Source organism: Haloflavibacter putidus (assembly GCF_006546625.1).
Classification (GTDB): domain Bacteria; phylum Bacteroidota; class Bacteroidia; order Flavobacteriales; family Flavobacteriaceae; genus Mesonia; species Mesonia putida.
Genome location: NZ_VIAR01000003.1, coordinates 204,920 through 231,373, shown reverse-complemented (window position 1 = coordinate 231,373; position 26,454 = coordinate 204,920). Strand labels below are relative to the sequence as shown.

General features: G+C 35.8%; 26 protein-coding genes. 13 read left to right on the top strand and 13 right to left on the bottom strand.

Features of this window, described 5'->3' with window-relative positions:
* Nucleotides 1–19: 19 nt before the first annotated feature.
* The gene (gene folK / locus FKR84_RS04605; protein ID WP_141421064.1) at nt 20–1,150 is read right to left on the bottom strand and encodes a 2-amino-4-hydroxy-6-hydroxymethyldihydropteridine diphosphokinase; all 1,131 of its coding nucleotides are present in this window, start codon (nt 1,148–1,150) and stop codon (nt 20–22) included.
* 247 nt (nt 1,151–1,397) lie between these two features.
* Between folK and FKR84_RS04600 the strand changes: the two genes are divergently transcribed.
* The 6 genes from FKR84_RS04600 (at nt 1,398) to FKR84_RS04575 (ending at nt 8,296) form a co-directional block, all read left to right on the top strand.
* Nucleotides 1,398–4,067 carry an AsmA family protein gene (locus tag FKR84_RS04600; protein ID WP_141421063.1) on the top strand — a complete coding sequence of 890 codons (2,670 nt, stop codon included), beginning with the start codon at nt 1,398–1,400 and terminating at the stop codon, nt 4,065–4,067.
* A 104-nt stretch (nt 4,068–4,171) separates the two neighbouring features.
* Nucleotides 4,172–5,035 carry a sigma-70 family RNA polymerase sigma factor gene (locus tag FKR84_RS04595; protein ID WP_141421061.1) on the top strand — a complete coding sequence of 288 codons (864 nt, stop codon included), beginning with the start codon at nt 4,172–4,174 and terminating at the stop codon, nt 5,033–5,035.
* A gap of 118 nt (nt 5,036–5,153) precedes the next feature.
* Nucleotides 5,154–5,348: a 30S ribosomal protein S21 gene (gene rpsU, locus FKR84_RS04590; protein ID WP_141421059.1), complete on the top strand. Its 195-nt coding sequence runs from the start codon at nt 5,154–5,156 to the stop codon at nt 5,346–5,348.
* Between the two features lie 15 nt (nt 5,349–5,363).
* A complete protein-coding gene (locus FKR84_RS04585) occupies nt 5,364–5,807 on the top strand; it encodes a GNAT family N-acetyltransferase (protein WP_141421057.1) in 444 nt (147 codons plus the stop codon).
* A gap of 3 nt (nt 5,808–5,810) precedes the next feature.
* Entirely contained in the window at nt 5,811–7,214 is a 1,404-nt protein-coding gene (locus tag FKR84_RS04580) for a sodium:solute symporter family protein (protein ID WP_141421056.1), read from the top strand.
* Between the two features lie 5 nt (nt 7,215–7,219).
* The gene (locus tag FKR84_RS04575; protein WP_141421055.1) at nt 7,220–8,296 is read left to right on the top strand and encodes an alanine racemase; all 1,077 of its coding nucleotides are present in this window, start codon (nt 7,220–7,222) and stop codon (nt 8,294–8,296) included.
* Here the strand turns inward: FKR84_RS04575 and FKR84_RS04570 are convergent.
* Nucleotides 8,293–9,087, bottom strand: a complete 795-nt coding sequence (locus tag FKR84_RS04570; RefSeq protein ID WP_141421053.1) for a DUF2797 domain-containing protein — start codon at nt 9,085–9,087, stop codon at nt 8,293–8,295. The two genes, FKR84_RS04575 and FKR84_RS04570, sit on opposite strands and share 4 nt — an antisense overlap.
* A gap of 94 nt (nt 9,088–9,181) precedes the next feature.
* On the opposite strand from FKR84_RS04570, the gene FKR84_RS04565 reads away from it, so the two are divergent.
* Nucleotides 9,182–10,702, top strand: a complete 1,521-nt coding sequence (locus FKR84_RS04565; RefSeq protein WP_141421052.1) for a GH3 auxin-responsive promoter family protein — start codon at nt 9,182–9,184, stop codon at nt 10,700–10,702.
* Between the two features lie 202 nt (nt 10,703–10,904).
* Here FKR84_RS04565 and hemL read toward each other — a convergent pair whose 3' ends face one another.
* From hemL to FKR84_RS04550, 3 genes are read right to left on the bottom strand one after another with little or no spacing between them, the layout of a single operon-like run.
* Nucleotides 10,905–12,191 (bottom strand): glutamate-1-semialdehyde 2,1-aminomutase, encoded by a 1,287-nt coding sequence (gene hemL / locus FKR84_RS04560; protein WP_141421050.1) that lies wholly within the window; start codon nt 12,189–12,191, stop codon nt 10,905–10,907.
* Nucleotides 12,192–12,201: 10 nt separating this feature from the next.
* Nucleotides 12,202–13,074, bottom strand: coding sequence for a glucosaminidase domain-containing protein (locus FKR84_RS04555; protein ID WP_141421048.1), 873 nt, complete (start codon nt 13,072–13,074; stop codon nt 12,202–12,204).
* On the bottom strand, nt 13,074–13,994 hold the full coding sequence (locus tag FKR84_RS04550; protein ID WP_141421046.1) for a 1-aminocyclopropane-1-carboxylate deaminase/D-cysteine desulfhydrase: 921 nt from the start codon (nt 13,992–13,994) through the stop codon (nt 13,074–13,076). Before FKR84_RS04550 ends, FKR84_RS04555 begins: the two co-directional genes overlap by 1 nt.
* Before the next feature lie 239 nt (nt 13,995–14,233).
* Between FKR84_RS04550 and FKR84_RS13320 the strand changes: the two genes are divergently transcribed.
* The 4 genes from FKR84_RS13320 to FKR84_RS04535 all read left to right on the top strand — a co-directional run bounded on the left by FKR84_RS13320 (nt 14,234) and on the right by FKR84_RS04535 (nt 17,441).
* Nucleotides 14,234–14,392, top strand: coding sequence for a DUF5522 domain-containing protein (locus tag FKR84_RS13320; protein ID WP_233357665.1), 159 nt, complete (start codon nt 14,234–14,236; stop codon nt 14,390–14,392).
* An 86-nt stretch (nt 14,393–14,478) separates the two neighbouring features.
* Entirely contained in the window at nt 14,479–14,853 is a 375-nt protein-coding gene (locus tag FKR84_RS04545; RefSeq protein ID WP_141421044.1) for a four helix bundle protein, read from the top strand.
* 51 nt (nt 14,854–14,904) lie between these two features.
* Nucleotides 14,905–16,890: a urocanate hydratase gene (locus tag FKR84_RS04540; protein ID WP_141421042.1), complete on the top strand. Its 1,986-nt coding sequence runs from the start codon at nt 14,905–14,907 to the stop codon at nt 16,888–16,890.
* A 14-nt stretch (nt 16,891–16,904) separates the two neighbouring features.
* Nucleotides 16,905–17,441 (top strand): DUF4136 domain-containing protein, encoded by a 537-nt coding sequence (locus tag FKR84_RS04535; protein WP_141421040.1) that lies wholly within the window; start codon nt 16,905–16,907, stop codon nt 17,439–17,441.
* A 5-nt stretch (nt 17,442–17,446) separates the two neighbouring features.
* Here FKR84_RS04535 and FKR84_RS04530 read toward each other — a convergent pair whose 3' ends face one another.
* The 8 genes from FKR84_RS04530 to FKR84_RS04495 all read right to left on the bottom strand — a co-directional run bounded on the left by FKR84_RS04530 (nt 17,447) and on the right by FKR84_RS04495 (nt 25,069).
* Nucleotides 17,447–18,679 (bottom strand): hypothetical protein, encoded by a 1,233-nt coding sequence (locus FKR84_RS04530; RefSeq protein WP_141421038.1) that lies wholly within the window; start codon nt 18,677–18,679, stop codon nt 17,447–17,449.
* 11 nt (nt 18,680–18,690) lie between these two features.
* The gene (locus FKR84_RS04525; protein WP_141421037.1) at nt 18,691–19,473 is read right to left on the bottom strand and encodes an ABC transporter permease; all 783 of its coding nucleotides are present in this window, start codon (nt 19,471–19,473) and stop codon (nt 18,691–18,693) included.
* Nucleotides 19,466–20,173, bottom strand: coding sequence for an ABC transporter ATP-binding protein (locus tag FKR84_RS04520; RefSeq protein ID WP_141421035.1), 708 nt, complete (start codon nt 20,171–20,173; stop codon nt 19,466–19,468). Before FKR84_RS04520 ends, FKR84_RS04525 begins: the two co-directional genes overlap by 8 nt.
* Complete coding sequence (locus FKR84_RS04515) at nt 20,170–21,357, bottom strand: nitrous oxide reductase family maturation protein NosD (protein WP_141421210.1); 1,188 nt, start codon at nt 21,355–21,357, stop codon at nt 20,170–20,172. The genes FKR84_RS04520 and FKR84_RS04515 overlap by 4 nt, the downstream gene beginning before the upstream one ends.
* Nucleotides 21,358–21,438: 81 nt before the next feature.
* Entirely contained in the window at nt 21,439–21,876 is a 438-nt protein-coding gene (locus FKR84_RS04510) for a nitrous oxide reductase accessory protein NosL (RefSeq protein WP_141421033.1), read from the bottom strand.
* Nucleotides 21,877–22,482 (bottom strand): hypothetical protein, encoded by a 606-nt coding sequence (locus FKR84_RS04505; RefSeq protein ID WP_141421031.1) that lies wholly within the window; start codon nt 22,480–22,482, stop codon nt 21,877–21,879. It abuts the gene before it with no gap.
* 89 nt (nt 22,483–22,571) lie between these two features.
* A complete protein-coding gene (gene nosZ, locus FKR84_RS04500) occupies nt 22,572–24,491 on the bottom strand; it encodes a Sec-dependent nitrous-oxide reductase (RefSeq protein WP_233357669.1) in 1,920 nt (639 codons plus the stop codon).
* A gap of 65 nt (nt 24,492–24,556) precedes the next feature.
* A complete protein-coding gene (locus FKR84_RS04495; RefSeq protein ID WP_141421027.1) occupies nt 24,557–25,069 on the bottom strand; it encodes a c-type cytochrome in 513 nt (170 codons plus the stop codon).
* Between the two features lie 142 nt (nt 25,070–25,211).
* On the opposite strand from FKR84_RS04495, the gene FKR84_RS04490 reads away from it, so the two are divergent.
* Nucleotides 25,212–25,646, top strand: a complete 435-nt coding sequence (locus tag FKR84_RS04490) for an RrF2 family transcriptional regulator (RefSeq protein WP_141421025.1) — start codon at nt 25,212–25,214, stop codon at nt 25,644–25,646.
* A 48-nt stretch (nt 25,647–25,694) separates the two neighbouring features.
* Entirely contained in the window at nt 25,695–26,426 is a 732-nt protein-coding gene (gene ric / locus FKR84_RS04485; protein WP_233357664.1) for an iron-sulfur cluster repair di-iron protein, read from the top strand.
* Nucleotides 26,427–26,454: the final 28 nt, after the last annotated feature.

Here is a 26,454-nt window from a genome sequence, read left to right as displayed (position 1 = left end):
TTTTCCTAAAACCTACTACCTAATCCCTAAGTCCAGAAATCTGCTGCAATACTTTTAAATAATCTTCGCGCTGGTTAACAAAATCCAGTTCAGAAATATCTATAATTTTTACTTTGAGGTGGTGTTGCTGTTTTATAAATTCTAAATAACCTCTGTTGATGTTTTCCAGATAATCTGCAGGAATATCTTGTTCGTATTTTCTACCACGTTTTTGAATATTTTCTAGCAAACGCTCTGTATTTTGGTAGAGATAAACATATAAATCCGGCTTGGCCAAATCTTTGTACATTATCTGGAAAAGTTTTTTATATAAAGCATATTCTTCTTCCTGTAAGGTAACTTTGGCAAAAATAAGCGATTTATACACGTCATAATCTGCTACCATACAATCGTTAAACAAATCGTATTGCGAAATATCATCTAATAATTGTTGGTAACGGTCTGCCAAAAAAGACATTTCTAACGGAAAAGCATACCGATTTTGATCTTTGTAAAACTTTGGTAAAAACGGATTGTCTTTAAAACGTTCGGTAATTAATTTGGCTTTAAAATCTTGCGCTATCATACTGACCAAACTGGTTTTACCGGCGCCAATATTACCTTCTATGGCCAAATAATTATACATTTCCAGCGTGCTTGTTTTTGTTTGTAATTTAGCGGAAATGCTTTCTAACTGAGCTTGCTCGGGAAGGCTTTCAAAAAACTCTTTTACTGTTTTTTGCAATACCGGATGTTTAACGTTGCCGGCAATATCTGCCAGTGGTTGCAATACAAAATTGCGGGTATGCAAATACGGGTGCGGTAAAGTAATGCGTTTGGTTTGAATTATCTCCTCTTCATAAAACAACAAATCTAAATCGATTAGCCGGTTTTCGTAACCTAGTTTGGTTTTACGTTGGCGCCCCATTAGCTGCTCTATTTCTAAGAGTAAACGCAAAACTTTTTTTGCAGAAAATCGTGTGGAAACTTCTATGCACGCATTAAAAAAAGCATCGCCGTTAAAACCTACCGCCGGACCGGTATAAATTTTAGAAACCGCGGTTACATCACCAATTTTCTTATATATATAGGTGGTGGCAAGTTGTAAATTTTTCAATTTATTTCCTTGATTGCTTCCCAGAGCAATGTATGTTATAGTAGGACTTTTCAAAAATTTTAACAGTCTGGCATTAACAATTTCACAGCAAATTAAGCTAAAGGAAAATTTAGAGACTTAAATTTGCTTTTGGCTATGCAAAAAAACGATATTGGACAATAACAAAAAAATTACGGCCTATAAAATTTATTAAATTTTAAGCTCTCCCAATAGAAACCAATAATCAGTAAAAAACAGTCAAATACATAACACTCATTAAAAAATAAAATTAAGATAATAAAGAATTGTATATAAATAAATTATGAAAAAAGCTTTAAAAATTATAGGAATCGTACTACTGGTTTTGGTGGTGTTTTTAATTGCCGCACCTTTTATATTTAAAGGACCAATAGAACGTGCTGTAAAAAAATCTATCAATAACAACATAAATGCAACCGTAGCTTGGGAAGATTTAAATTTAAGTCTTTTTTCGAGCTTTCCCGATGCCGAGCTGCAATTACACAACCTAAGCGTTATTAATAAAAGACCTTTTGCCGGCGATACTCTGGCAACGGCAGAAAAACTTGGATTTAGTATGGGCATTCCGCAACTTTTTAAAAGCGGGGACGAACCTTTGAGCGTTAACAAATTAGATTTAGATAATGCGTATATAAACATTAAAGTAGACTCTCTAGGCAACGCAAATTATGACATTGCTAAAGAAAGCAGCACCCAAAACCAAAACCAGCAACAAAGCAAACAAGGCGGTTTAAGTTTAGATGTTCAGGAATATAGTATTACCAACTCGCGCATTAATTATTTAGACGAAGGCTCTAAAACTTTTGTACGTCTAAGAGATTTTAATCACTACGGGAGCGGTGATTTCTCTGCGGAAGAGTTTACGCTAAAAACAACTTCAGAAACACTTATTTCTTTTGCCTTAGACCAAGAAAATTACTTAGAAAGCCACAAACTGCAATTAGACGCCGACTTTAAAATGAATTTGGCAGAGCAGAAATTTAGTTTTTTAGAAAATAAAGCGTTAATTAATAAATTGCCTTTAACTTTTGATGGTTTTGTAAAAGTAAACGAAAATAATAACGAGGTAGATATAAGTTTTACCACGCCTTCTTCTGATTTTAAAAACTTTTTAGCCGTAATTCCCGAAACTTATGCGAAAAATTTAGATGGAGTAGAAACTTCGGGCGACTTTAAAATAGATGGTAAAATAAACGGAATTATAGACGATGAAACTATTCCGAAACTAGACATCGCAGTTACCAGTAACAACGCCGCTTTTAAATATCCGGATTTACCAAAGCAAGTGCAGAACATAAATTTAGATGCGGTCTTAAAAAACCAAACCGGCAAATTGGAAGACACTTATCTAAATTTAGATAAGTTAACTTTTACCATAGACCAAGACGTATTTTCTGCAAATGGTAATTTTAAAAATCTTACCGAAAACATGTTGGTTAATCTGGTTTTAAAAGGAACACTAAATCTTGCAAACCTAGAAAAAGCCTATCCGTTAGAATTAGAACAAGATTTAAACGGAATTTTAAAAGCTGACTTGCAAACCAATTTTACGATGAACGATGTAGAAAACGAAAACTACAGCAGGGTTAAAAGTCAAGGTACTGCAAGCATTAGCAATTTTAAATATACCTCTAAAGAAATTCCTAATCCTGTTTTGGTAGACCGCGCCAATTTGAGCTTTAACACCAGTAACGTTACTTTGCAAGAAATGCAATTAAAAACCGGTCAAACAGATGCTAAAATTTCGGGGACTTTAGATAATTTGATGGGGTATTTATTTTCTGATCAAAAATTGAAAGGTAGGTTTAAAGTTGCTGCCAATACCTTTGCCATTAACGACTTTATGATTGCGCAAGCCGAAGACACTTCCGTAAAGGAAAATGAAGAAACCAAAACTTCGCAACAACCCAAAGTCACCCAAGAAGAAGCTATTAAAATTCCTTCTTTTTTAGATGCGCGATTAGATTTTACCGCCAATAAAGTAATTTATGATAATTTGACGCTAAGCAACACCAAAGGCGCAATGGCTATAAAAGACGAAACAGCACGTTTAGAAAATGTCTCGGCAGATATTTTTGGTGGTAATATTAGCCTTAACGGAAATGTATCTACCAAAGCCGCACAACCAACTTTTGATATGGACCTTAAGTTGAACCGTATAAATATTGTAGAGTCTTTTAAAGAATTAGAGCTTTTACGCAACCTGGCACCAATTGCCAAAGCTTTAAAGGGAGATCTTAATACCACTATTAATTTACAGGGTAATTTAACAAAAGAGTTAACCCCAATTTTAAGCAGTTTAGCAGGAGATGCTTTTGCCAAAATTTTAAATGCAGATGTAGATACACAGCAAATGCCTTTATTGGCCAACTTAGACAGTAAGCTAGATTTTTTAAATTTAGACAAGTTAGACCTAAAAGACATTCAAACTCAAGTACAATTTCAAGACGGTCAAGTAAACTTGCAACCATTTGATTTTAATATAAAAGATATTTTAATTACCGTTAACGGAAGCCATGGTTTTGATAACCAAATGAACTATGAAATGGCTTTAGATTTACCTGCTAAATATTTAGGCTCAGAAATTGGTGGTGGCTTGGCAAATCTTACACAAACAGATTTAGAAAATACCAAAATAACTTTACCTGTCGCTTTAAGCGGAAGCTTTAACAACCCTAATGTGCAACTCAACATAAAACAAGCCACGCAGGAGTTAAGTCAGCAGATAATAGCTTCGCAAAAAGACAAAATAAAAGATAAAGCAACCGATAAGATCAAGGATATTCTTGGCGGAAATAAAGACAATGACGCTACAGAAAATCAAGAAGACACGGTAAAAGACACCAGCAAAACCAAAGATGGCAGAGATAAAATAAAAGACGCTGCAGAAGATATTTTAGGTGGTCTTTTCGGAAAAAAGAAAAAAGACAAACAAAAACAAGAAAACAACTAAATTGGCGTTCATAAAATACTAAATTGCGAAAATCTAGGCATTTTTTAAAAAAGACCTCTTGCCTAAGAATTTAATAAGAAAAGGTCAAAATAAAACACTAGCGCATGAGACAGCTTAAAATTACTAAACAGGTTACTAATAGAGAATCTGTTTCGTTAGATAAATACTTGCATGATATAAGTAAGGTAGATTTAATTACCGCAGAAGAAGAAGTAGAGCTGGCACAGCGCATTAGAGAAGGAGACCAAGTTGCATTAGAAAAACTTACTACTGCCAATTTACGTTTTGTGGTTTCGGTAGCCAAACAATACCAAAATCAAGGTCTAAAACTTCCAGATTTAATCAATGAAGGAAACGTTGGTTTGGTAAAAGCTGCAAAACGTTTTGACGAAACCCGGGGTTTTAAATTTATCTCGTATGCCGTATGGTGGATTAGGCAATCTATCCTGCAAGCCTTGGCAGAACAATCTCGTGTGGTGAGATTGCCGCTTAACAAAATTGGTTCTATCAATAAAATAAATAAAGCTTTTGCACATTTAGAACAAGCCAACCAGCGGCCACCAACGCCAGAAGAGCTTGCTAACGAGCTTGATATGACAATTGCAGACGTTAAGCAATCTTTAAAAAACTCCGGCAGACATTTATCTATGGATGCGCCTTTAAAAGACGGAGAAACATCCAATTTATACGATGTTCTTAATGTAGGAGAATCACCCAACCCAGACGAAGGTTTAATACGCGATTCTTTAAATATAGAAATAAATCGTGCTTTAGAAACTCTAACCCAACGCGAAGCAGATGTGATAAAATTGTTTTACGGAATTGGAGATCACCGGGCAATGACCTTAGAAGAAATTGGCGAAACCTTTGGTTTAACCAGAGAAAGAGTACGTCAAATACGAGAAAAAGGAATTAAAAAACTTCGGCATTCTTCTAAAAATAAGTTATTAAAAAAGTTTTTAGGCTAAAAAATGCTAATAGGTAGTAATTTTCAAGCATTTAAACATGATTATTTGTACCTTGCGGCACATTTTACGAGAAAAAATAATAATTGTTAGATTCAATCATTTAAGTTAAAATAAATATATGCTAATAGTAAAAGTAAAAGACGGAGAAAAAATTGAACGCGCATTAAAACGTTTAAAGCGTAAGTTTAGAGATACTAAGGTATTACAGAACCTTAGAGACAACCAATATTACACAAAAAAATCTGTAGAAAACAGAAAGCAAAGACAAAAAGCAGCTTACATACAATCTTTAAGAGACCAAGAAGAATTTTAGAAATCTACTTGCTCCATGTATACTTTTAAAATATTTGATGCACAACATAAACCTTCTGCTAAAGAGAAAGATCATATTGTAGACTTTCTCTATGAGCATTTAGGCGAATATGGCGATGCGAAAAAAGATATTTTAAAATGTTTAAATTATGCTATTGGGGATTCTGAAAGCACTTTTTCGGGCTTTGCATTACTTATCAAAGACCAAGAAGAAACTTTAGGAATTACAATAATCAATCAAACCGGAATGTCTGATTATATCCCCGAAAACATTCTGGTTTATATTGCTGTACACCACAAAACCCGCGGAAAAGGTATAGGTAAACAGCTTATGGAAAAAGCCATTGCTACTTGCCAAGGCGATATTGCTTTGCACGTAGAACCAAACAATCCCGCCAAACACCTTTACGAAAAATTAGGCTTTACCAACAAATACCTAGAGATGCGGTATAAAAAATAACGCATGCCCATTATAGATATTATTGTCTTTATTGTCTACCTGATAATCGTATTGGGAATAGGCTTTTATTACTATAGAAAAAATAAAAGCACCAACGATTATTATGTGGGCGGCAGAGATATGAGTAGTTTTCATGTTGGTCTCTCTGTAGTAGCAACAGATGTTGGCGGCGGTTTTAGTATTGGCTTAGGTGGCTTGGGTTTTGTAATGGGACTTTCCGGCTCGTGGATGCTTTTTACCGGCTTGATTGGCGCTTGGTTAAGCGCTGTTTTTTTAATTCCTAAAGTAATTCATAAAGCACGAGAACTTAATTTTCTAACTTTTCCGCAGCTTCTAAAAAATCATTACGGTAAAGCGGTGGCTTTAACAGCTGGCTTAATTTCTTTTATAGGCTATCTTGGTTTTACCTCTTCGCAATTATTGGCCGGAGCAAAATTAGCCGTTGGTACATTTCCTGAATTGGGCTTAGAAAACGCGCTTTATATTATGGGCGCAGTAGCTATTGTTTATACCGTTTTTGGCGGAATAAAAGCAGTAATTTATACCGATACTTTTCAGTGGTCTATTTTAATGGTGGGTCTCATTTTTATAGGCATTCCGTTTGCTTATAATTATCTTGGCGGCTACCAAACTATAACAGATACGCTACCCGATAAACTTTTTAGTCTTACCAATTTATCGTGGGTGCAATTTATAAACTGGTTTATTACCATAGTGCCCATTTGGTTTGTAGGAATGACGCTTTATCAACGTATTTACGCATGCCGTGACGAAAAAACTGCCAAAAAAGCCTGGTATATTGCCGGTTTGTTTGAATATCCCATAATGGCCTTTATGGGTATAATTTTAGGTTTATTTGCGCGGGTTGGCGCAGAACAAGGTTTATTTGCTGCAGAAGGTTTTGCCAACGCTGCCCAAATGGATCCGGAAATTGGTTTGCCAATGCTTTTAAAAACCATTTTACCGGTTGGCTTAATGGGCTTGATGTTGTCTGCCTATTTTTCGGCAATTATGTCTACCGCAGATAGTTGTCTTTTGGCAGCTTCTGGTAATTTTACTACAGATATTTTAGGCTTAAAAGAAAACAATCCCAACGCAATGCGCATTTCGCAAATCATTACTTTTACTGTAGGTTTTGTGGCGGTGCTTATTGCCAGTTATATGACCAGCGTTTTAGATTTAATGCTCCTCTCCTACTCGTTTATGGTTTCGGGTTTGCTTATTCCGGTGTTAGGAATGTTATTTGGTAAAAAGAAAAAACCTTTGGCCGCATTACTTTCTATGCTAATTGGTGGCAGCACTACGCTACTTCTTTCGTTTTTAGAAATTCAAATTCCTTTTGGCTTCGATCCTATTTTAATTGGTATAATAAGCGGAATTATTGTATATTTAATCGTGAAAAAATAACGCGCATGGCCTACGTAACTCTTAGTAAATCTTCTTTAACGCATAATTATCGTTATTTGCAAAATCTTTTCCATGAAAACGATATAGAATGGGCTCCGGTTTTAAAAATGCTTTGCGGAAACGAAATATTTTTAGGTTTTATCCTTTCGCTAGGAGATGAACAAGTTTGCGATGCCCGTTTAAGCAACCTAAAAATAATAAAAAAATTACATCCCGAAAAAGAGACCATCTATATAAAACCGCCAGCTAAAAACAGTATAGAAAAAGTGGTGAAATATGCAGATGTAAGCTTTAATACAGAGTTTATTACCATAAAATGGTTGTCTGAAGAAGCCAAACGCCAAAACAAAATCCACCGTATTATTATTATGATAGAGCTGGGAGATTTGCGCGAAGGTATTATGGGCGATTCTTTAATAGATTTCTACAAACGGGTTTTTGAACTGCCCAACATAGAAGTTGCAGGCATTGGCTCTAATTTAAATTGCCTTAACGGCGTAATGCCCAGTAAAGACAAATTGATTCAGCTAAGTTTATACGAACAGTTAATAGAAGCCAAGTTTGGTAAAAAAATAAATGGCGTTAGTGGCGGTTCATCTGTAATGGTGCCGTTGTTGTTAAAAGGATTAATTCCTAAAGGAGTAAACCATTTTAGAATTGGCGAAACTTTGTTTTTAGGAACAGATTTGTTTGCCAACGAAACCATTCCCGATATGAAAGACGATGTATTTATGCTACATTCCGAAATCATAGAAATTACCGAAAAACCTGCTGTGCCACACGGTTATATAGAAGCCAATCCATCTGGAGAAAGAACCCAGATTAACGAAGATGATTATGGCAGCACTCAACGTCGCGCTATTTTAGATATCGGGCTGTTAGACATTTCTAAAGTAGACTTTTTAAAAGCGAGTGAAGATAATTTGAGTTTTATTGGTGCCAGTTCAGATATGTTGGTTTTAGACCTTAGCAAATCTACCAAAACCTATAAAGTTGGCGATATTGTGAGTTTCAAAATGACGTATATGGGCGCTTTACGCGTAATGAACTCAAAGTATATCAAGAAAAAATTAATAGATTAATTAAAATCTATACTCACCACAAAACCTTCGTTATTGCGAACGTTAAAAACCGTGTTATCGTCAAAAATTAAATATTGCCCTTTAACACCTTTTAATACCCCAGAATAATCCAATGTCTTTGTAAGATTCAAACTCTTTAATTTAGTAGGATATTGCAAAACCGGAAAGTTAATATGCTTTTCTTTGTTGTTTTTTAATAAATACGGCAAAGTTTCTTCGGGTAAAAACGCTTCCAAACTATCGCGAATTTCTTCTAAATTGGCATCTTCAATTTCGTTTTTAAGCATAGTGCGCCAATTGGTTTTATCTGCTACGTGGTCTTTTAAAGCAACTTCGGCAATTCCGGCAAGGTAACGGTTGGGCACTTCTAAAATTTCTAAGGCTTCGTGCGCGCCTTGATCTATCCATCGGGTTGGGATTTGTGTTTTTCTGGTTACCCCAACTTTTACATTAGAAGAGTTGGCCAAATAAACAACATGCGGTTGCAATTGCACTTTTTTTTCGTATTCTAAATCGCGGTCTTCTTTATCTAAATGCGCAGTACTCAATTCGGGTTTCATAATCCAATCTCCCGCTTGTGGTATTTCATAAAAACAATCATAACAAAAACCTTGTCTAAAAATCTTTTTATCTTTTTTACAGTTAAGACATTCAAATCTTTTAAAGTGAATGTTTATCTTTTTGTCTAAGATTTGATTAAGGTGTAAAAAATCGTTTTCAAAGAGTAAAAAATAGTCTACCGTTGGGTTCCACTCGGTTTTCATTTTTCGCAAAACACCTTCTAATTGCATATTTTTCTAATTTTTTAGTACAAAGTTTTTTTCAGGCGATTAAAATAATCTTACTTTTATGATTATCTAATTCGGTTTAAATATACGTTAATAAATGCCAATTCCTATAGTAAATTCTATTGCATCCTGGTTTTTAAAAAAGCGAATCCATCAAATGGAATTGTTTATAAAATACCCACAAGAAGTTCAGTTTGAGCTTTTGCATCATTTAGTTTATAAAGCAAAAAACACAGAAATTGGCAAAAAACACGGTTTTTCTTCCATAAACTCCTATGAAGATTTTAAAGAGCAAATTCCCATTCAAACCTATGAAGAATTTGCTCCGCTTATAGAACGCAGCCGTCGTGGCGAAAATAATATTTTCTGGCCAACGCCCATAAAATGGTTTGCCAAATCTAGCGGCACCACCAATGCAAAAAGTAAATTTATACCGGTTAGCCCGGAATCTTTAGAAAATTGCCATTATGCGGCCAGCAAAGATTTATTGTGCCTTTACCTTAACAATAACGAAAACGCACAATTATTTACCGGTAAAAGTTTACGCTTGGGCGGAAGTAAAGAATTGTACCGGGAAAACGGAACTGTATTTGGCGACCTTTCTGCCATTTTGATAGACAATATGCCGTTTTGGGCAACCTACAGCAGCACGCCAAACAACGAAATTTCTCTGATGAGCGATTTTGAAAAAAAAATGCAAGCTGTTGTAAACCAAACCATACGAGAAAAAGTTACCAGTATTGCCGGCGTACCGTCGTGGATGTTGGTCTTGCTAAACCAAGTTTTAGAAACCACCCATAAAAGTAATTTACTGGAAGTTTGGCCAGATCTGGAAGTATATTTTCACGGCGGGGTAAGTTTTGAACCTTATGCAGCACAGTACGACAAGATAATTCCGAAAAAAGATTTTAGGTATTATGAAACCTATAATGCTTCCGAAGGTTTTTTTGCCGTGCAAGACCAAAACAGCAGCAAAGAATTATTGTTGATGTTAGATTATGGTATTTTTTACGAATTTATTCCAATGCATACCTATGGTACGAAAGACGAAAAAACCATTCCGCTTAACGAAGTAGAAACCGGTGTAAATTACGCCGTAGTTATTACCACCAATGCTGGTTTATGGCGCTACAAAATTGGCGATACCATTAGGTTTACTTCGCTTTCTCCTTACCGCATAAAAGTAACCGGCCGGACCAAACACCATATTAATGTTTTTGGCGAAGAATTAATAATAGAAAACGCAGAAGAAGCTTTAAAAAAGACCTGTGAATTACACCAATGTGCAATTGTTGATTATACAGCCGGACCAATATTTATGAAAGGCGAAGAAAAAGGCGCCCACGAATGGATTGTAGAATTTAAGACACCTCCTAAAAATTTAGATGCATTTGCCGGCAGCCTTGATGAAATTTTGCAAAGTTTAAATAGCGATTACGAAGCTAAACGCCATAATAACACAACCTTAAATCTATTAAAGTTACACCAAGCCAAACCAAAGCTTTTTTACAGTTGGTCTAAAAAACAGAACAAATTGGGCGGACAGCATAAAATTCCGCGTCTTTCTAACAAACGCGAATATGTAGAAGAATTGTTAGAATTGAATGCGCAGTTATAGGTGTTTTTTCTTGTAAGATTATTTACTTTCGTTATATCGTATTTCATAAGTGCAATTGCAGATATCCTGCTAAATGTTAAAACATCATTTTTTATTTGAGCATAAAAAAGCGAAATCAATAGCTTATTTTTTCAATAAAGACTTGACTCCGCTCTTCTTACTAATATATTTATAATTTTAAAGAAGAATTTTTAATTGCTTCTTACCACTTAGCCGTTACTTTTTCTGCTGCGGCAATGGTTTTATCTAAATCTTCATAACTTAAAGCATCGGTTATAAACCAAGTTTCAAAAGCACTTGGCGCGATATAAACGCCTTCTTCCAATAAGCCTTGAAAAAACTTTTTAAAGTATTCGTTGTTTGCTTCGGCGGCAGAATCAAAATCAGTTACGGGAACATCGTTAAAATGCACCGAAATCATCGACCCAATCTGATTGATTGTATAGGTGACTTTATTTTTATTTAAAACTTTTTGAAGTCCTTCTTTTAAGTAAGTAGTTTTTTCTTCCAAACGTTTATAAATACCGGCATCGTTGTTTAGCTCGCTTAGCATTGCCAAACCGGCTGCCATCGCCAACGGATTTCCGCTTAAAGTTCCCGCTTGATAAACCGGACCGTTTGGCGCCAAATATTCCATAATTTCTTCTCGCGCTGCAAAAGCACCAACCGGCAAACCGCCGCCAATTACTTTCCCAAAGGTTACAATATCTGCGTTTACACCAAATAGTTCTTGCGCGCCACCTTTTGCCAAGCGAAAGCCTGTCATTACCTCATCAAAAATCAGTAAAACATTATGTTTATCGCATACTTTCCGTAAAGCTTGCAAAAAGTCTTTTTGTGGTGGAATGCAGCCCATATTTCCGGCAACGGGTTCTAAAATTATACACGCCACTTCGTCTTTGTTTGCTTCTAATAAAGCTTCTACGCTCCCTAAATCGTTAAAGTTTGCCAACAAGGTGTCTTGTGCGGTTCCTTTGGTAACGCCGGGAGAATTTGGTGTGCCAAAAGTTACGGCACCACTTCCTGCTTGTATCAAAAACGAATCGCTATGGCCGTGGTAGCAACCGGCAAATTTTATAATTTTGTCTTTTTTGGTAAATCCGCGTGCCAGTCTAACCGCGCTCATACAAGCTTCTGTACCGCTGTTTACCATTCTAATTTGGTCTATACCCGGCACCATAGAAACCGCAAGTTTGGCAATTTTGGTTTCAATTTCTGTTGGCGTACCAAAACTGGTTCCTTTTTTGGTTTTTTCTATAACTGCATCTATAACCGGTTGGTAGGCGTGACCTAAAATTAGCGGCCCCCAAGAGTTAATATAGTCTATATATTTTCTGTCGTCTTCGTCATATAAGTATGCGCCTTTAGCTTCCTTAATAAAAATAGGATTTCCGCCAACCGCTTTAAAAGCCCTTACCGGGGAATTTACTCCGCCGGGAATATACTTTTTTGCTTCGGTAAATAAAGCACTACTTCTTTGGTATAACATAATAATCTTATTACAAGGTTTTTACAAATAATTTCTGACCAATTTGCAGATGGTCGTTGCGTAGATTGTTGAGTTGTTTTAACTCTTCTACCGTTAAATTATGGCGTTTTGCAATACTGTAAAGCGTGTCGCCTTTTTTTACAGTATAGCGAATACCGGTATGATCTACTTTTAAGGTTTTTGTAGGTAAACCGTCTCTATTGCCGGTACCCAAAACTTCTTCGTCAAATCTATAAAGTTGGTAACGCTCTATAATGCTAATTAACTTTGCAGGATAACGCGGATCTGTAGCATAACCGGCACGTTTTAAACCGCGCGCCCAGCCTTTATAATCATCTTTTTTTAAATTAAAAAGCGAAGCATAACGTCTTCTGTCTTTTAAAAACAAAGAATGGTCTCTAAAACTATATTTTGGGTCTTTATATTTTCTAAAACATTCTTGATAAGCGTCATCGTCGTGGTAGGCTTTTTCGCCTTCCCAACCGTTGCATTTTATACCAAAATGATTGTTAGATTTTCTGGTGAGTTCTCCTAAACCCGCGCTAGATTCTAAAATACCTTGTGCTAAAGTTATGCTGGCAGGAATGCCGTATAAAGCCATTTCGTCTTTAGCAATTTGCGCATAGTTGTAAATATAAAGTTCATTATTATCTTTAAAAACCGGTTTTTTTACTTCTGGTTTTTTATAATTGGATTCTTCTGTACGATTTTCTGCACCTCTTTTGGCTTTTTCTCGTGCAATACTTTCTTCTATTTCTTGCCGAGAATGATAGGCAGTGTTATTCTGCTTAACAGATTTATTACTAACGGCTTTTTTTTTAGTACCACAAGCACTAAAAAATATAACTACCAAAAACGATACGAAGTAAAATTTTATTCTCATTATAATAAACAGGTCTTTCCTTTTTTGCGTAAATTTTTATTCATTCCGGCAATGCCTTGCAAACCGCCGGTATGAATTGCTAAAATACGCGTGTTTTCTTTAAAATAATCATTTTTAATCAAATCAAAAAGTCCGTACATCATTTTTCCGGTGTAAATAGGATCCAAAGTTACACAATACTTTTCTTTAAAGGCATTTATAAAAGCTATTAAGGCTTCGTTTGTCTTAGCATAACCACCAAAATGGTAATTTAGTATAAGTTGCCAGTTTTCTTTTTTTACATTTTTACTAATTTCGTCTTGCAAAAAGTTTCCTTTTAAGGCAGGAAACCCCATTATTTTTTGCTTTACGGAAGCAGAATTTATCAAACCACTAATCGTGCCGCCGGTTCCTACCGCAACGCTAACTACATCAAAATTTTTATCTTCTTCGGTTAAAATTTCTTCGCAACCTTTTATGGCTAGATTGTTAGTGCCTCCTTCGGGAATTAGATAAAAATCACTAAAAATTCCGCGTAAAGCGTTTATAAAATTTAATTCATGCTTTTTACGGTAATCGGACCGACTCACAAAATGAAACTGCATTCCCATTTGTTTAGCTTGTCGCAAAGTAGGATTATGTGCCAAAGTATTTTCCAAGTTTTTGCCACCCAATTCGTCTCCTCTAATTATGCCAATACTTTGCAAATTTTCTTCTTGGGCAGCGGCTGCAGTTGCCAAAATATGGTTAGAAAATGCCCCACCAAAAGTCAACACTTTTGAGTGATTTTCATCTTTTGCGGCTTGTAGATTGTATTTTAATTTTCTGAATTTATTGCCCGAAACAAGCGAATGCAAAAGATCTTCGCGTTTCAACCAAACTTGAACGCCTTGTAACTCGCAGATAAAATGATTTACAGATTTTTGCTGGGCTTTTAGCATAATTGCAAAAATACAAATATTTATTTTTTACCGAAAAGTCCAAAGCTTTTTAAACAGCTTATTTTAATTGTAGATTTAAAAGATGTTTTAGCACCAAAATTCGTGGTGTAAGATGCTCTTTATGATAATATATTATAACATTTTAAAAGCCTTTTTTCTTCCGTAAAGGTTTACTGAAATTTTACACCAACAAATACAAAGCTTCTATTTGCATTTAAAAATCCTTATTTTTGAAACCTATGAATTTAAAGAAACGTATTCCGTTAGAAGAAGGAGATTATTATTTAACGCCCCAAGGTTATAGGTGCTTTACGGAACAATACCATTTAAAACGTGGTTATTGCTGTAAAAGCGGCTGTAGACATTGCCCGTATGGGTTTGATAAGGCGAGGGAGTAGAAATTAGTTGGCAGTGATGAGTTGGCAGTAAGCAAAATTTTATAGCAGTTTCTAAACTATTTTGCTCTAAATTAAATTTTTAATTTATGAAACTTCAAGATTTAATAGCGTACCAAAAATCTGTATCTCTTGCTATGGAAATATTTGAAATTTCTAAATCTTTTCCTAAAAGCGAAACCTATTCATTGACCGATCAGATAAGACGATCTTCCAGAAGTATAACGGCAAACTTGGCAGAAGCCTATCGAAAAAGATCTTATCCCAAGCATTTTTTTAGTAAGTTAACCGATTGTGATGCTGAAAACTCCGAAACTCAAGTTTGGTTAGAATTTTCTTTTCTCTGTAAATATATAGATAAAGAAACGTATAATAAATTAAAGTATCCCATCGAAGAAATTGGAAAGTTAATTAATTATATGATTCGCAATCCAAATAAATTCGGCGTAAAAAATGAACACTGAACACTGAACACTGAACACTGAACACTGAAATTTAAAACATATTCACTAAACATGACCTTTAAAGAAGAAATACTACAAGGAATCCCGGAAGAACTTCCGCAAGCAAAAAAATACGACCCCGAGATAAATCACGCTCCAAAACGAAAAGATATTTTAGATGCCAATGAAAAGAAATTGGCGCTTCAAAACGCTTTACGCTATTTTGACGCTAAGCATCACGCTACCTTACTTCCCGAATTTAAAGAAGAATTAGAAAAATACGGTCGGATTTATATGTATAGATTTAGACCAGATTATAAAATTTATGCTCGCGATATAAACGATTATCCGGGAAAAAGCAATCAGGCCAAAGCTATAATGCTTATGATTCAAAATAATTTGGATCACGCGGTGGCACAACATCCGCACGAGCTTATAACCTATGGCGGAAATGGTGCGGTGTTTCAAAATTGGGCGCAATACCGTTTAACAATGCAATATCTTGCTCAAATGACAGAAGAGCAAACTTTGGCAATGTACAGCGGACACCCAATGGGCTTGTTCCCTTCGCATAAAGATGCACCGCGAGTGGTAGTAACCAACGGCATGATGATTCCAAACTATTCTTCGCAAGACGATTGGGAGAAATTTAATGCGCTTGGCGTCACACAATACGGTCAAATGACCGCCGGAAGCTATATGTATATTGGTCCGCAAGGTATTGTGCACGGGACAACAATTACAGTTCTTAACGCTTTTAGAAAAATAAAAAAGCAAACCAATGGCGGTTTGTTTGTAACCTCCGGCCTTGGCGGAATGAGCGGTGCGCAACCTAAAGCCGGCGATATTGCCGGTTGTATAACCGTTTGTGCCGAAGTAAATAAAAAAGCCACCAAAACCCGCCACGAACAAGGTTGGGTAAAAGAAGTAATTAGCGATTTAGGCCAACTCACCCAACGTGTAAAAAAAGCCAAAGAAAACAATGAAAGCGTTTCTATTGCTTACGATGGCAATATTGTAGAAGTTTGGGAAAAATTTGATGAAGAAAACTTAAAAATAGATATTGGTAGTGACCAAACCTCTTTGCACAATCCGTGGGCCGGCGGTTACTATCCGGTTGGTTTGAGTTATGAAGAAGCCAATAAAATGATGGCAGAAAATCCGGAGCAGTTTAAAAAAGAAGTACAACGCAGTTTAAAGCGCCAAGCCGACGCTATTAATAAACATACCGCAAAAGGCACGTACTTTTTTGATTACGGAAATGCCTTTCTTTTAGAAGCTTCTCGCGCCGGCGCCGATATTATGAGTCAAGACGGCAAAAGCTTTAAATACCCAAGTTACGTGCAGGACATTATGGGCCCAATGTGTTTTGATTATGGTTTTGGTCCTTTTAGATGGGTTTGCGCATCGGGTAAAAAAGAAGATTTATTAAAAACCGATAAAATTGCAACCACAATTTTAGAGGAGATGAAACAAAATGCCCCCGAAGAAATTCAACAGCAAATGCAGGATAATATTACTTGGATAAAAGGCGCACAAGAAAATAAACTGGTTGTTGGTTCGCAAGCTAGAATTTTGTACGCTGACGCGGAAGGAAGAGTAAAAATTGCCCAAGCTTTTAACGATGCCATAGAAAAAGGCGAAATTGGCGAAGTAATTCTGGGTCGCGATCACCACGATGTTTCGGGCACCGATTCTCCTTACCGCGAAACTTCTAATATTTATGACGGCAGTAAATTTACCGCAGATATGGCCATACAAAATGTAATAGGCGACAGCTTTAGAGGAGCAACTTGGGTTAGTATTCATAACGGCGGCGGCGTTGGCTGGGGAGAAGTAGTTAATGGTGGCTTCGGTATGGTTCTTGATGGTTCTAAAGAGGCTACAAAGCGCTTACAATCAATGCTTTTCTGGGACGTTAATAATGGGATTTCCCGACGTTCTTGGGCACGAAATGAAGGAGCGGTTTTTGCTATTAAACGTGCAATGCAACAAGAACCAAATTTAAAAGTTACGCTTCCCAACCAAGTGGACGACGCTTTGTTTAATTCGTTATAAAAAACAAAAACACCATGAAAAAATTAATAAAAATACCTGTTTTTTTACTACTCGCAGCTTTTGTAGCTTCTTGTAGTTCTGTACAGGTAGCTACAGATTATGACCGTAAAACCAACTTTGAGCAATACGATAGTTTTGCTTTTTACAAACCAGGTATAGATAAAGCAGAAGTTTCAGACTTAGATAAAAAGCGTATTCTACGTGCTATCGAAAAAGAAATGACTGCCAAAGGTTTTACGAAAAAGCAAGAACCGGATTTATTGGTAAGCATCTTTACCAAAACACAAGAAAATGTAAATATCTATCAAAATAACTATGCTTATGGCTATGGTTATGCGTTTCATCCTTATTACTGGGGACGCGGTTATAACACCGTTTCCAGAACCACAGAAGGAACGCTTTATATAGATTTGATAGACGCCAAAACAATGGAACTGGTTTGGCAAGGTATGGGAACCGGGGCGCTATCTATGGATATGGACACCAAAATTGAACGTATACAAGAAATTGTAGAAGAAGTTTTAAAGAAATACCCGCCGGGACAAGAATAAAAAATTCACTTAGAAAGGCTGCCTTTTGGCGGTCTTTTTTTATTGGATAGGTTGCTTAAAAAAATACTACCAATTATCAATACAAAAAACAAACTGGCCAAAAACACCCACCAATAATAACTATCGGGAAACGGAAAGCCGGTAATTTTAGAAAACGGCGAAAAGAAAATAAGTATTTCCGTAAAGACAAAAGCTAATATGTATAATCTAAATTGTAAAAAACTTAGACGTAACAAGCGGTAATAATTCAGTAAAAAAAACAAACCTATACTTACCAAGCCCAAAAACACCCAGTGCAAGAAACCAATGGTTAAGTTTTTATAAATAGTAGCTAAATCTGCAGCCTGCGGAAAAGCTCCTACAAACTGAAAAATCAATTTTCCGATAAGCAAAACAAAAAGCCAGCTTAACATTTGCTGCTGAAGTTTTGTAAAACGTCTTGCAAATAAAAAACGACGTTCTTTTAGAAATTTGAACAAATAACCAAAAGCCATAATTTGCACCACGCCTCCACTTACCGCCAAAACATAAATTATTGTAGGCGGATATAAAAACAACACCGAAAGAAAAAATGTTAAGACAATAGAAACATGAAAACTAAGTATAAAACGACTGAAATTTCTTTTGGAAAAATAAATACCGCGTTGCTCGATGATATATAAAAAGATGCCAACCAAAGCTAAAATCATCCAGGCATTGTATTGCAAATGCAAATAAAAATAAATGGCAACCCGGTACCACTCAGAATTTGGTCCCAAAGTAGCCATTACCGCGCCAACTGCCCACGGCCCAATGCTGGAAACCACCATATAAAACAACGCATAATTAATGCATTTTAAGGCAGGGGTTTGTCGGTCTTCTTTAGGAAGATATTTTAAATATGCCCAATAAAAGGCATAACTAACAAACAAAAACAAGGTAGAAAACGTTATAGAAACTGCCGCATATCCTTGAAAAGGAAAACTACACAACATCCCAATAACGGTAAATAAGGTAAAATAAAAAATGCGCTTATAAACTTTTGACGGGAAAAATTTTTTTAGAATAAGTTTATAAATAAGCAGGATTAAAGCCATATAAACCCAGCCTAGCAAAGCTACATGGGAGTGCGCGTGCACTACATATTTAAAAACCACCGCAAAATCTGCCACAAACAAAAAACGTAAAAATAAACCTGCCAAAACTGCTATAAAAAACAGACTTAAGGCAATACGCAATTGTTTTTGTAAACTCAGCAAAATTTATCGTTTTAAAAATCTTTCTTTTTAGCCTTACGGCGAATGTTTAACACAGGTAAAATTACCCACAAACATAAGGTTCCTAAAGCTAAAAACAAGCCCCAATTGGTACCAAAGAATTTTTGAAAAATAGCACCGGTATACCCAAGTAAAGCTGCGATATCTAATTTAAGCAAAATTAAAATCCTAGATAAATCTATTGGGTTAAAAATGGTAGCAAATAAGGTAAACTTGTCTAAGGGGTAAGTTTCAAAAACAATCAAAGACATCAAAAATAAACCATCGTAAACCACGGCCAAAAACAACCATAACAAGATGGCGTAGCTAAAACCTTTAATTTTATTTTCGTTGTATAGGGCTATGTTAAACGCCAAAGCGGTAAAAATAAAGGTAAGCAATGCACCGGTGACTAACAGCAGGCTAAAATCCCAAATAGCAGCCGACTGAAATAACCCGTAAAACACAAACGGCAATCCCAGGCCTAAAACCAAACTCATGACCAAAGACAAAGAGACTCCCAGGTATTGCCCAACAAAAATTGAGGAGCGTTTTACGGGTTGTGCCAGCAATAATTCTGTAAATTCTTTGGAGTTATAATAATACATAACGCCAAAAATGGTTCCGATAAGGGGTACTAAAATGATTATTACATTCATTAAAGTAATTACGGCTTTAGACAAATCTTGGTTTAAGAAAAGCAGTACAAAACCCAGCAGTAAGTAAAATAAGAGATATACATAACTCCACCTACTACGTATTAAATCGAAAAAACTGTATTTTAATATTTTAAGCATGGTTTTTCTTTAAAAGATGAGCAATAGCGCGTTCAAAATCTTCTTCACCGGTTTTTTTCCGTAACTGACTTAGATTTCCTTTGAAATAAATTTTGCCTTCTAAAATAAACACGATTTCATCGGAAACTTCTTCCACAAAACTCATAATATGCGAGGTTACCAAAACGGTTTTTCCTTTCTTTTTTTCTTGTTCAATAAGCTCTTTTAAATGCAGAAGAGCAATTGGGTCTAAACCTGTGGTGGGCTCATCTAAAATAACCAACCTACTATCAAACATAAATGTGAGTACAATGTTTACTTTCTGTTTTGTACCCCCCGAGAGGTTACTGAGTTTTTTATCTAAAAAGGGTTCTAATTGAAATAACTTAATTAAATGATCGGAGTCTGCATTAACGCCACGTAAATCTTTAATCATTTTTATAAGCTCTTTTACACCAAGGTTACCCGGAAAATTGGCAATTTGGGGTAAATAGTCTATATTTTTACGGTATAAGCCGTTTTGTTGTGTTTGTTTGCCATCTATAAAAATTTTGCCTTTATCTGGCACAACCATTCCCAAAATAGATTTTATTAGCGTGGTTTTACCCGACCCATTTGGGCCTAAGATGGCAAAAATACCGTTTTCGGGAATTTCTAAATCTACCCCTTTCAGTACTTTATTTTTACCGAATTTTTTATGAATGTTCTCTATTTTTATCATTGGTGTTTTTTCATTAACGGCGCTTCATCTACCAAATTGTCTGGTGTAAAAACCGGCGATACTTTTTCTGAAAAATCTATAATATCTACAAAAAGACTACGCATTAAAATTATGGTCTCCGGAGTTCTGTTTACAATATAACTAAAGAGCTTTACCGGCCTGTAGGGCACGTCTCCATAGCCATTTTCATCTAAATCGTAGCCGGTATATTCGCTCCAGAAATTTTGATAAAATTTATTATCGTTTATACGGCTGTTATAACTTACATCAAAAGAATTATATAAAAAATTATTGTTTATAAACTCGTTGTTATAACAAGCCCCGCGCACCTTTACCGCCCAACCGTTATTTTTAAAAGTGTTTCCTTCATAATTTATTCGGTTAGAGCCTTCTATATTTATACCGGTAGTGTTTTCTTCAAAAAGATTGTTATAAATCTCTGCATCGTTTATTTCTTTGAGTAACAAACCATAGGCTGCAGTCCCCCAGTTATACTGAAATTTATTGCGCATCATTTTTATGCGCTTAGAAAACATAACTGCCACGCCGGCGCCATTGTTTTCAAAAACATTATCGTTGTACACATCATCGTTAGAAAACATAAAGTGCAAACCGTAACGCAAATTGTCTTTGCTTATATTATTTGAAATAGTACAATTGTCTGCAAACTCGAGGTAAATACCGTCGCGCACTTGTTTTACAGAATTGTTGGTAATGTTTATTCTTTTGGAATACCAAAGTTGTATACCGTTTCCGGAATTATGTTCAGAAACTGCATCGCCCATAATATTATTATTGCGCACAATACCATCTGTAGCTTTCTCCAGATAAATTCCAAAGAAAATTTTACGCAATTCTAAATTCTGAATAATAAAATCTTTTGCTTTGCTTACGCGGATGGCGGCATAATCTTCTGTGTAGCTAGAGCCTACATTTACCAATTTAAAACCATCTACGAGCACGTTATCTGCAAAAACTTGAATTATATCACCTTTATCTTGGCCGTCTATAGCCGGTAAATCTTGGCCTACCAAACTTATGGCTTTGTCTATAATAATAGAGTTTTCTTTATAAATACCTTTTTTAACCAAAACCGTATCACCGGGCTTGGCGGCTTTTATTCCTGCTTTTATGCTGGTAAAAGCACAGGTACTACAAACTTCTACCTGTGCGTTTGCCGGCATAAAAATACTGCAAATAAAAAAACTAAAGAAAAGTAAACTATATAGACGAAGAGGCATAATATGTAGCGACTTTAAAAGACATTATTTCTTGTTTTGTTGGTGTTTTCTAAGTTCTTGCCAAGTGTAAATTTCACCTTCTTTTTCGGCTTGTACTTTTGCTGCTTTTTCTTGACTAGAAAATGCAGTAATAAACCCTCCCATTGGGCTTGGTATATTTTTAGAAATTAAAAAACTTGCCTTATTGGCTAAGATTAACTCACCCGGGTTGTGATAATGATTGGTGTAAAATTGCCCAACCTTTTCTTTGCTCATTTCTTGTTCAAAATCTAACATACATTCGGTAGCGTCAAATTTGTATACTTTGCCTTTGTCTGTTACAATTTCGGCACCGTGAATTTTATCTACGATCGTCATTTTGCAAAAGTCACAACTGTCTTCTCCGTATGCAATGGGTTTTTTTTCTTTACTACAACTCATCAAAAAGCCCATCAGAAAAAATAAAACACCTAATTTCTTCATTTATTTTGCTCTTTTTAATCCTACTAAATAAGCTACGAAAGTTAAGAACATTCCTACAGTTAGCAAAATACCTCCCATTGCTGGATAAGAAACTGCCGTAAAGTTAAGAATATCTCGAGAGCCTAATAATGGTGGTTTGTAACTAAAAGGATTTCCTTCTTTATCTACCACTTTTATAATAGCTTTTGGATCTAAGTTGGTACCATAATCTACCAACCAAGCATTAAAGTCGTACATGCCGGCAACTCCTAAAACTGTCATTAAGATTAGCCAACCTAAAAACCATTTGTAGGTAACTACTTTAAAAAATCCTAAAACACCTATTAATATTCCTAAGCCAGACATTATTCCTACCACAATAGGAAAAGTTTGAAACTCCCACATATCTGTGGGTTTCGGCAATTTTTGCATACCAATATAGTGGTTTAGGCCATCAATATTTTTTAAATCATATTCCGTAAAGCCTTTTAAGCCGTCTAAATGTATGTACATTCCCAATCCGTCCGGATATTGCGGAGCTTCTAGTTCTACCGTCCATAACGGATAGATAAACAGGCTCAATAATAAAGCTGAGCCAATTATCATTATAGCGCTTGCTGCTTTCATCCTAAAATATTTTGAAGTTAAAAAGCGGAGAGGCTTGAAACTAACCATCCCCGCTTTTCTGAAAAAATCAATTAATCAACAATGTATTCTTACTCTACGTCTTCGCCAAGAGACCAATCTAACTCAATGTCTGAGTCTTGTGGCGAAACGCGGATGTAGCCTTGCATTTCTTGGTGTAGTGCAGAACAGAAGTCTGTACAATAAAACGGCCACACCCCAACTTTTTTAGGCTCCCAAACTGATGTTTTTGTTTGCCCCGGCATAATTAAAAGTTCTGAGTTGTTTTGACCTATTACGGCAAAACCGTGCGGTACATCAAAATCTTGCTCTAAGTTGGTAACGTGGAAGTAAACTTTATCGCCTACTTTTATACCTTCTATATTATCTGGCGAGAAGTGACTACGTATGGTAGTTAAATATATGTGCACTTCGTTGCCTTCACGCACCACTTTTGTATCTGCTTCACTTTTTGCGGCAAACGGGTGCTTATTATCTGCCAATTTATAGAATTTCTTAGAATTTGGCGCTACTTTGTCTGCTTTGATTGCTGCTGCGTAGTGTGGCTCTCCGTGGGTTGGGAAATCTAAGATTAGTTCCATTTTATCGCCGGAGATATCATACAATTGTGCAGAGTGTTCTAATTCTGGTCCTGTTGGCAAGTAACGGTCTTTGGTAATTTTGTTCATTGCAAACATATATTTACCGTCTGGCTCTCTAGAGTTACCTCCCGGGATTGTAAGGTGACCAACAGAATAGTAAGTTGGTTTTCTGTCTAAAACTTCCCAAGTTCCTAATTTCCATTTTACCACTTCAGAAGAGATAAAGAAAGTTGTATATGCATTACCTTTATCGTCAAACTCTGTGTGTAGTGGTCCTAGACCTGGCTGCTCTACAACTCCTGCTAAAGTTTCGTCGAAGTTTAAAATTGGAATTCCGTAAGCTTCTCCTTCAAATTTCTCGTTTTTGATAGCTTCTACCATTTTTGGGAAAGAGTGTACGGTCAAGTTTGCAGATAATTTACCGTTACCTACAATATATTGTCCGTCCGGAGATACATCACAACCGTGTGGAGATTTTGGCGTTGGTAATAAAAATACTGCTCCGGGAACATCTGAAGGATTAATAACCCTTACTTCTTCTTTCATAGTAGAAGTACCTATATGTGTATCGTGATCGTAAACATTATGGGCATATTTGGCCGGCATCATTTTACCACCGCCATTATTTACATATTCTTCAATTTTCTTCCAGTTTACTGCTGCAATAAAATCTTTATCGTTTTGAGAAGCGTTAACCTCTAATAAAGTATTTGCTTCTTCTGTGTTATAGGTAGTAAAGAAGAACCAACCGTGTGATTGCCCGCGACCGGGGTGCGATAAATCGTAGTTAAAGCCCGGCATCATTAATTGGAATTTAATATCCATTCCACCGTCTTCAGGATCTACGCTAATAAAAGATAAAGCTCCTTTAAATTTACCTTTGTATTCTTTTATACTAAGGTCTTCTTGTGGTACCGGAACAGAAAAACGTGTTCCTGCTACTACATACTCTGTGTTTTCTGTAACAAAGGAAGAACTGTGGTTACCAGCACTATTAGGTACTTCAATAATCTCGGTAGTCTCAAATGTTTCTAAATCTATTCGAGCGATACGTGGGGTGTTGTTTTCGTTAATAAAAATCCAACGACCGTCTGTAACCCCTTCTGTTTGAGAAATATCCGGGTGGTGAGAATCTCCCCAAGGAATAAACCCATGCGAAGTATTTAACATTGGTTTTGTTTCTTCGGAATAGCCGTAACCGGAAGTTGGAAATTGGCTAAATACCGGAATTTCTTTAAACATTCTACCCGATGGTAATCCGTAAACGGTAAGGTTACCGCTATAACCACCAGATACAAATGCGTAATACTCATCGTGCTCGCCGGGAGCAACGTAAACTTTCTCTGCGTTGTTGGAAGATAAAGCCCCTTGGCTTTTATTTCCGTTGTCATCGGACTTGCAGCTGAACATGGCCGCGACTGTTAATAAGCCTAATCCTAAATTTAATATCTTCATAGTGTTCTAATAAAATTGGTTTATAGTGTTCTAAAGTATTCTAAAACTGCGCGAGCTTCCTCTTCTGTAAGCCCTTGGTTTGCCATTGGCGAGCCGTTAAACTCTATTAATAAATCTTTTGCCAACGGATCTTCGCGTACCATTTTTTCTGGAGCCAAAATCATATTCATAACCCACTCCGGACTTCTTCTTTCTAAAATTCCTGCTGGGGCCGGCCCTATAAAACGTTTTGTTGGCTTGTGGCAAGCAGTACACATTTTATTGTATACATCTTTACCTTTGCTTGCCAAATCTTGATCTACCGTTTCTGCTAAATCAACATTTTTAATTGGCCCTACTCCTTTATTATCTAAAGCAACACGCTCTGAAGCAGGAACCTTACTTTTCTTGTCTTCTTTTTTATCTTTTTTGTCTTTACCACTATGTAAAGTGACTTTTTCTTTTTTCTCGTCTTTTTTCTTTTCTCCGCCGCAGCCTATCAGTATACCTGAAAAAGCTAACAGCAAGAAACTTAGTTTTAAATAGTTTTTCATTGTTATTGATTTTTTTTAGTTATTAAAACACTACAAAGATATGAGCATAAAAGTAGAGAAAATATGACCAAAATCATTTATTCAGACTTTTTTATCTTAATTAAACCACTTACATTTGTACTTGTATTATAAACAAGGTTTTATGTTTTCTAAAGCATGCGAGTATGGTATTAAAGCAGCAATTTTTATTGCACAAGACACAATGCAACAAAAACGTGTAAGCTTAAAAGATATAGCAAATGCAATAGACAGCCCCGAAGCATTTACCGGAAAAATCTTACAGAAATTAGTAAAACACGATATTATAACTAGTATGCGTGGCGCTAAAGGTGGCTTTGAAGTAAACTTGGCTACCTTAGATCAAATTAAATTAAAACAAATTGTATACGCTATAGACGGCGACGCCTTATATACCAATTGCGCTCTTGGCTTTAGTGAATGTAGCTCAGAAAAACCTTGTGCAATGCATTTTCAATTTATGGATGTAAGAGAAAATTTAAATAATTTATTAGAACACACCACGCTAGAAGAACTGGTGCTTGGGGTAAAAGATAAATTAGCATTTTTAAAAGAATAAAAAAAATTTAGTTTAAAATCGGACAAAAATGTCCTTAATATGTATGTTATGGAGAATATAATGAATAAACAAATTGGAGAATTAGTAGCGCAAGATTATAGAACAGCTGCTGTTTTTAATAAGTTTGGAATTGATTTTTGCTGTCGCGGAAACCGTGCAGTAAGCGATGTATGTGAGAAAAACAAAATTAATCCAGACGATATTGGTGCACAATTGGAGCAAATTTTTTCTGCTACTAATAATGGCGATCCAGACTTTAACCAATGGCCATTAGATTTATTGGCAGATTATGTAGAAAAAACACACCACCGTTATGTGTCTGAAAAAACTCCACCCCTATTGCAATTTTTAAATAAATTATGCAAAGTGCATGGCGGCAGACACCCGGAGTTATTCAAAATAAACGAAGCTTTTCAAGAACTTTCTAAAGAACTAGCTTCTCATATGAAGAAGGAAGAATTGGTATTATTTCCTTTTATTAGAAAATTAGTAAATACAGATTTAACCAATCAAGCTTTAGAAAAACCACATTTTGGATCTGTAGAAAATCCTATTAATATGATGGAGCACGAACACGCAGAAGCAGGAGAATTGCTACGCGTTATTGCTAAAGAAAGCGATAATTACCAACCCCCAGCAGATGCTTGCAATACTTATAAAGTAACGTTTGCAATGCTGCAAGAGTTTGAAGAGGATTTGCATAAACATATACACCTCGAAAATAATATTTTGTTTCCTAAAGCTATCGCTTTAGAGAAGAAGCAAAATGTTGCTGTTTAATTTTACTTTTTTCATGAGGAAAAGGTCG